6 protein-coding genes are annotated in these 6,317 nt (G+C 69.4%); all 6 read left to right on the forward strand.

Going from position 1 to position 6,317, the window contains the following annotated elements; all coding sequences use genetic code 11:
• Window positions 1-245: 245 nt before the first annotated feature.
• Window positions 246-509, forward strand: a complete 264-nt coding sequence (locus VNE62_04420; GenBank protein ID HVE91535.1) for a hypothetical protein — start codon at window positions 246-248, stop codon at window positions 507-509.
• An 8-nt stretch (window positions 510-517) separates the two neighbouring features.
• The gene (locus tag VNE62_04425; protein ID HVE91536.1) at window positions 518-2,980 is read left to right on the forward strand and encodes an ACT domain-containing protein; all 2,463 of its coding nucleotides are present in this window, start codon (window positions 518-520) and stop codon (window positions 2,978-2,980) included.
• A gap of 62 nt (window positions 2,981-3,042) precedes the next feature.
• Entirely contained in the window at window positions 3,043-3,993 is a 951-nt protein-coding gene (locus VNE62_04430) for a glycine cleavage T C-terminal barrel domain-containing protein (protein HVE91537.1), read from the forward strand.
• A gap of 152 nt (window positions 3,994-4,145) precedes the next feature.
• On the forward strand, window positions 4,146-5,438 hold the full coding sequence (locus VNE62_04435; GenBank protein ID HVE91538.1) for an ammonium transporter: 1,293 nt from the start codon (window positions 4,146-4,148) through the stop codon (window positions 5,436-5,438).
• A gap of 51 nt (window positions 5,439-5,489) precedes the next feature.
• Entirely contained in the window at window positions 5,490-5,828 is a 339-nt protein-coding gene (locus tag VNE62_04440) for a P-II family nitrogen regulator (GenBank protein HVE91539.1), read from the forward strand.
• 46 nt (window positions 5,829-5,874) lie between these two features.
• Window positions 5,875-6,279 (forward strand): PPOX class F420-dependent oxidoreductase, encoded by a 405-nt coding sequence (locus VNE62_04445; GenBank protein ID HVE91540.1) that lies wholly within the window; start codon window positions 5,875-5,877, stop codon window positions 6,277-6,279.
• Window positions 6,280-6,317 lie beyond the last annotated feature (38 nt).

The raw sequence follows: 6,317 nt of genomic DNA on the forward strand, positions 1-6,317 counted from the left end.
GAAGTCGACGGCCAAGAAGTCGACCGCACGGAAGTCGACGGCAAAGAAGTCGACGGCCAAGAAGTCGACCGCGAAGAAGTCGACGGGCGGAGCCAAGAAGTCCACCGCCAGGAAGTCGACGGCCAAGAAGTCGACCGCAAGGAAGTCGACCAGCAGGTAGCCGGTCCGACCTCGCAAAACAACCTCCCCCGCGGCGAAGCCGCGGGGGAGTCCTTTGTCCGGCGGGCCTGTGTGACGCTAGTCGCATGTGGCGCCGGCTCACCAGGTACCTGACCCCGTCCCGCTCCCGCTATGTCTTTGTCACGGAGACGGTGGCACGTGCCGCCGCTTCGGTGGACGGGGTGTGGGCAGTTCACTCGATGTCGATCCGCCGGTCGCGCGCATCGCTGCGGGTCGGCATCGAGCCGGCGTGGCCGCCGGGCACCGTCGCCGCTGAGGTGGAGAACGCGGTGCGGCGCGTGATGCCGCAGCTCGAGTCGGTGACGGTCGTAGTGGACCCTGACTCGTGAGCTCCTTGGTGCGCGAGCGTCTGGACGCGGCGCGCGAGTTGGCCGGACAGCAGCACCGCGAGGGCGTGCGAGCCACGGATGTCGCGGCGGGCCACGCGAGACGTGTGGACGACGTGCTGGCGTCGTTGTTCGAAGCCGGGCCCCCGTACACGGGTGTGGCGTTGATCGCGGTCGGTGGATACGGCCGTCTGGAGCTGGCTCCCTACTCGGACCTCGACGTGCTGGTCCTGCACCGCGGTACTCCTCCGGACCACTTGGAGGAGATGGTCCGCCGCGTGGTCTATCCGCTGTGGGATGCAGGACGCGAGGTCGGTCAGCGCGTCCGCAATCTCGCGGAGGTCGTCCGGTCGCTGGAGCGTGTGGACGAGTCGGCCGCGACGCTCGACTCCCGTCTGGTCGCCGGCGATCCGGCGGTGTTCGCGGAGATGGAGGCGCTGCTGCAGCGTGAGCTGCAGCGCCACCGGCATCGCTTCTTTTCGCAGCTGCTGGCCGAGACGGGGTCACGTCACGAGTCATTCGGCCACGCGGGGCATCTGCTGGAGCCCCACGTGCGCGATTCGGCGGGAGCCCTGAGGGACATCCACACCCTCGGATGGGCGGGACGGCTGATCGGGGGCCAGGGCTTGGACCCCCTGGTGCGCGAAGGGATCCTCAGCGCCGCCGACGCGGATGCGGTCGGCGCATCGCAGGACTTCCTCCTGCGGGTGCGCTTCGAGATGCACCTGCGATCCCAGCGCCGCCAGGACCGTCTGCACCTGGAGGACCAGGACCCGATAGCCGAGTCGCTCGGGTTCGGCACAGTCACACCGGAGGGCGCTGGTGCGGGGGACGAGCTCATGCGCCGGCTGTACCGGCACTGCCGGACGACGGAAGCCGTCGTCTCGTCGGCATGGCAGGACCTCGTCCGCCGGCGCGCGCGCAGGCGGCTGCGGTCCGGACGCCACATCGCCGGCGAAGGCTGGGTCGTCCAGGGGGGTCGCCTCGAGGTGCTCGCCTCACCGGACCCGCTGGAGGACCCGTCCGGGTGGCTGTCGATGTTCATGCACGCGATCCGCGCGGACGTCCCCCTGAGCCGGCGGTCGCTCAACCGTCTGCAGGAGCACGTTGCTGAGGGAGAGCCGGCGAGGTGGAACCCCACCGCATCGGATGCGTTTCTGGAGATCCTGCGACTGGGCCGAAAATCGGTCCCCGCTATGCAGGCCATGGACTCGACCGGCCTGCTCGCGGCACTGATCCCGGAGTGGAAGCACGTGAGCTGCCTGCCGCAGCGCAACCTATACCACCGCTACAGCGTGGACATCCACAGCTTCCAGGCGGTCGCGGAACTGGTTGAAAGCGCTCCCGCAAGGGTGTCCGGATCCAAGGTCCCGGCCCGCGGGCGCGAAGCCCCTGCAGCCGAGCAGGCGGACGTGTCCGGTGCATGGCTTCTCGTGGACGACCCGCGCCCGCTGCTGCTCGCCGCGCTCCTGCACGACTGTGGGAAGGGCCGGGGCGGCGACCACGCCGTACTGGGTGCCCGCATCACTGCTTCCACGCTCTCGCGAATGGGGCTGGCCAACGGTGTCGCGGCCGACGCTGAGTTTCTCGTCCGAAGTCACCTGCTGTTGCCGGAGACCGCGCTGCGCAGGGACCTCGAGGACGAGGGCACGATCACGGAGGTGGCGCGAGCGGCCGGGACCGCACATCGATTGGCCATGTTGTTCCTGCTCGCGCGTGCCGACGCGCTGGCGACGGGTCCGGAGGCGTGGTCGGTCTTCCGGTCGTCGCTTGTCCGGCAGCTCTACTCGAGCGCCATGAAGGTCCTCAGCGGCGAGCCTGTTGCGGCATCAGGCCCCGGCCCCCGTATCGGCGTGGAGGAGATGAGCCGTCCCTTCGACGGGGAGCCGGTCGTTGAGGTCCACCCGGGGGCCGAGGCCGACCGCATGCTGCTGATCGCCCGGGACCGTCCGGGACTGCTGGCCTCGGTGTGCGGGGTCCTCGCTCTGCGCGGCGTGGACGTGCTGTCCGCCGAAGCCGCTACCAGGCCGGACGGCACCGCCGTGGAGGCCTTCATCGTCCGGGGCTCCCGAGAACGCCTTACCCCTGATCGCTGGCATCGCATCACGGCCGACGTAGCGGCCGCCGCGCGCGGGGGCCTGGACCTGGACGAGCCGCTTCGCGCCAAGTCGCAAGCCGAACGGAGGCCGGCCGCGCCGGCACGCCCGACCGACGTCGTCGTCGACAACAAAGCGGCTGAGGCCATGACCGTCGTGGAGGTCCATGCGACCGATCGGCTCGGCCTCCTGCACTCCGTCACCCGCACCCTGGCCGAATGCGGGTGCGACGTGAGGCGCGCAAAGGTGGCGACCTACGGAGCCGAAGTGGTGGACGTCTTCTACGTCACGGCCAAAGGCGGAGGCCGCATCCACGACCCACAGGACGTGGAGACTCTGCGCGAGGCACTGGCGGCTGCGGTTTCGCAGATGGACTGACCGGCCCAGTTTCCGGAGGTGTGCCGTCCCTGGCCGGACGCCCCCGGCGGTACCGTGACCCGGTGAACCCCCTTTCAATAGAAGAGGCATATCGGCTTATCGAGTCGGAACGGGTGGTGGTCCCGCGTCCGGACCGCGGCCTCGTCGTCCTGACCGGCCCCCAGCGCGTGTGGTTCCTCCAAAACACCGTCACCGCCGACCTCGACGCCCTGGACGACGGCCGGTGGACGGACTCCTGCTTTCTCACCCCCAAAGGCAAGGTCGTCGCGCACTTCCGCGCCGGCAAGCTCGGTGAGCGGGTCGTGCTGGACGTCGACCCCCCGGGGACGGCCGACCTGATCGGCTGGTTCACGAGGTACAGGTTCCGGACGCAGGTCGAGATCCAGGACGCCTCGTCCGGGGCCTTCACCGTCATCGGCGCGGGAGCCCACGAGCCGAGCACGGGTGCCGCGGGCCGGGTGGACGATTCCCCCGCCGGCCTGCGGTTCTTCGACACGCTCGGCCCCCACGAGACGGTGGACGTACACGCCGGGACCGAGCCACAGGACATCGCCCACCTGCCCGTCGCGGACCCCCGCCTGTACGAGGTGCTGCGCGTGGAGGCCGGCGCAGGCAGGTTCGGGACCGATTACGGGCCGGAGACCCTGCCGCAGGAGGCCGGACTCACCCTCGCCGTCTCCGTGACCAAGGGCTGCTATGTGGGACAGGAGGTCATGGCCAGGCTCCACTTCCGTGGCCACGTGAACCGGGTGCTGCGAAAGCTGACCTTCAACCAACCGGTCACCGCCGGGGAGCAGCTGCTCCACGATGGGCGCCCGGTCGGCCGGGTGACCTCGTCCGTGGTCTCGCCGGGGCAGGGTCCGATCGGCATCGGGATGGTCCGCGTGGACGTCCCGGACGGCACCGCGCTGCAGGTCCCGGGAGCCGGGCCCGCGGTCGTGGGGCCGATCCCGGAGGGGACCAAGGTCGCCGCCGGGCCCCCGCAGGGAGCCGGGCCCCCGCAGAACGTGTAGAAGCGCTGTGCCGGGCCCCCACCGTGAGGCGACTCCCGTGTGACGTCCCGTAACCGCGCCGTAACCAACCGTAATCCTCGCGCAAAGGTGCGCCCCTAACGTTGCGCTGACTAGGCCGTCCAACGTCGGGGGAGAGAATGGATCGTTGTCTGGTGGCTGCGCGTCGGGCCCTGTCCGTGTCCGCGATTGCCGTGATCTGGTCGGTGGTGTCGGCGCTTCCGGCCTCCGCGCAGGACGCGGCGGCCGACACCGGCGACACGGCCTGGGTTCTGGTGTCCGCGGCCCTGGTGATGTTCATGACGCCGGGGCTGGCGTTCTTCTACTCGGGGCTGGTGCGGTCCAAGAACGTCCTCGGGACGATCATGCACGCGTTCGTCGCCCTGGGCGCCATAAGCATCGCTTGGGTGGTCCTCGGACACACCCTCGCTTTCGGCCCGGACATCTCCAAGGTCATCGGCGGCTTGGACTTCCTCGGCTTCCGCGACGTCGGCGAGGCGCCGCACGAGCTGGCGAAGACCGTCCCCCACTCGGCTTTCGCGATCTACCAGATGATGTTCGCGGTGATCACCCCCGCGCTGATAGCGGGTGCGTTCGCCGAGAGGATGCGGTTTTCCGCCTACGTGGTGTTCATCACCCTGTGGTCGCTGATCGTGTACTCGCCGGTGGCACACTGGGTGTGGGGCGGGGGATTTCTAGGCGCAACGGAGCTCGGCGCCCTCGACTTCGCCGGCGGCACGGTCGTCCATATCAACGCCGGAGCCGCGGCGCTCGTCGCGGCAGTGCTGCTGGGCAGAAGGCGCGGATGGCCGACGGAGCCGATGCTGCCGCACAACGTGCCGTTTGTCGTCCTGGGTGCGTCGATCCTGTGGTTCGGGTGGTTCGGCTTCAACGGCGGGAGCGCGCTGGGCTCGGGAGCGCTTTCGTCCATGGCGTTCACGACTACTCACGTCGCCGCCGCCGCGGCGATCTTCGGATGGATCGTCCCCGAGTGGCTGCGGCACAAGCGCCCGACGGCGGTGGGAGCGGCCACGGGGGCAGTCGCGGGACTGGTTGCGATCACGCCGGCGGCGGGGTTCGTCCGGCCGTGGGCGGCCATCGTCATCGGGTTCACGGCCGGTTTCGTGTGCTACTACGCGGTGAGCCTGAAGTGGAAGCTGCGCTACGACGACTCGCTGGACGTCGTCGGCGTGCACCTGGTGGGCGGCATCGTCGGTGCCCTGCTGACCGGGGTTTTCGCGCTCGACACGGGACTGGTCTACTCGGGCAGCCTGTCTCAGGTCGGCAAGCAGGCATCGGCCATGGCGGTGACCATGTTGTGGTCGTTCGTCGTCACGTTTGTGATCCTCAAGCTCATCGACGTGGCGATCGGCCTGCGCGTGACCGACGAGGACGAGGACACCGGCCTGGACCGCAGCCAGCACGGGGAGGCCGGATATGCGGCCTGAGTACCCGGCTCAACCGGCAGGATCTGGCCGCGGCGACCGACAGGAGGACCGATGAAGCTCGTGACCGCGATCGTCAAGCCCTTCAAGCTCGACGACGTGAAGGAGGCGCTCAAGCAGCTCGGCGTGCAGGGCATGACGGTGACGGAGGCGCGGGGGTTCGGCCGCCAACGGGGCCACACGGAGGTGTTCCGGGGGGCCGAGTACGAGGTCGACTTCGTCCCGAAGGTGAAGGTCGAGATCCTCGTGGAGGACGCCCTGGCCGACCGCGTCGTGCAGTCGATCCTGGCCAGCGCCCGCACCGACAAGATCGGCGACGGCAAGATCTGGATCACCGACGCGGGACCCGTCTACAGGATCAGGACCGGCGAGTCGGGGGCCGAGGCGCTGTAGTCCGCCAGGAAAGGCGTGGCCGAGTCCGGCCCCTTAGGCTTGCCCGATGAACAGAGAAGAGATGCTCGGCCTCCTGGGCCGCAACAAAAAGGCCGTCATGACCACCATCGGTCGTGACGGCACGCCGCACTCGGTCCCCGTGCTCTACGCGTTGGACGCAGACGTCGTCCTCATCTCCGGGACCCAGGGCCGCGCGCGCACGAACAACCTCAGGCGCGACCCGCGCTGCGTCGTGACGGTGTTCGACGACGGGGACTGGTTCAAGTGGGTGACGGTGCAGGGGACGGTTCAGCTCAGGACCGAAGATGCCGTCGCGGAGAACGCGCGCCTGTACACCATGATCACCGGCAAGCCGCCGGAGAACATGGACGAGTACCGCGAGGCGATGATCCGCGAAAAGCGGCTCGTCTACGCCCTGTCGATCGAGCGCTGGTACCCCTCGGGCGACTGAGCGGCGCCCGACCCGTTGGACGCCGAGCCGTTCGAGCC

The sequence above is a fragment of the Actinomycetota bacterium genome (assembly GCA_035536535.1).
In the GTDB taxonomy this organism is placed as follows: Bacteria; Actinomycetota; JAICYB01; order JAICYB01; family JAICYB01; genus DATLNZ01.